The 820-nt window shown below is 47.1% G+C and carries 1 protein-coding gene; it reads right to left on the reverse strand.

Going from position 1 to position 820, the window contains the following annotated elements:
- Nucleotides 1-820: hypothetical protein (locus tag ACTQ16_RS16650; protein WP_441938551.1), on the reverse strand; the 820-nt coding region annotated here is incomplete at both ends.

Raw genomic sequence — 820 nt, forward strand, 5'->3', positions numbered from 1 at the left:
TCCAAAACGCCTGTTCCAATCGGGTATTTACCAGATAACGATCATTTACGAGTTTAAGCACATTGTCTTTCGACAGAATATTAGTATGGTAATTTCCCAAACTTGCCATCAGCGAGATAGACGTATCCGTGCTACGGAAATTCTTGCTGGCATTGAGAGTGAGCGACTTGTCGAGCATGGTATTTTTCTTCTTGGACACCTTGTTGTAGACATCCCCATCCGATACGCTCGTTTGGCTCATCGAGTTGGTTTGCGAGCGAGTTATCAAGCCCATAAGCGAAGCAAAGACGCCATCCATTGTATTGTGGAAGTCGAGATGGCCGCTTGCAAAGAGAGAGTTTCGATTGGTCAAGCTACCAGTGCCCTTGGTCGTCGCATCCTTGTAAGTGTAGAATATCGGTGAGGTAACAAAGTTGGATATGTCACCGAAATTGCATCGGGAACCTCCTCTCAACCTAAACTTCAGTCCCTTAGTCACTTTCCATGCGAGGGTGGTGTTGACATTGGCATAGGTGTCATCATGACGAAAATCCTTGTCCTCTCCCACATTCTCGAAATGCATGTTGAGCAGAGACAACGGAACTCTCACCTCCCAGGTAAGCCGGTTCCAAGCCATCTGGAAGTAAGGCTCAACGCTTGTATTGAGCATATAGCCCTGAAAAGTGTTGGCTAGCTTCTCCTCGGAACGAAGTCGGGATAAACGAATCTTATTGTAATAAGACTCGAAGTTTACCTTGACGCCCATTTGTACGAGTCTGCCGAGTTGCCATCCGAAAGAGGTATGCTCGTCGGTCTGGAAGGCAGTCTCGTTGAGGCTTTG

This window comes from Prevotella sp. LCP21S3_D2 (assembly GCF_052118345.1).
In the GTDB taxonomy this organism is placed as follows: Bacteria; Bacteroidota; Bacteroidia; order Bacteroidales; family Bacteroidaceae; genus Prevotella.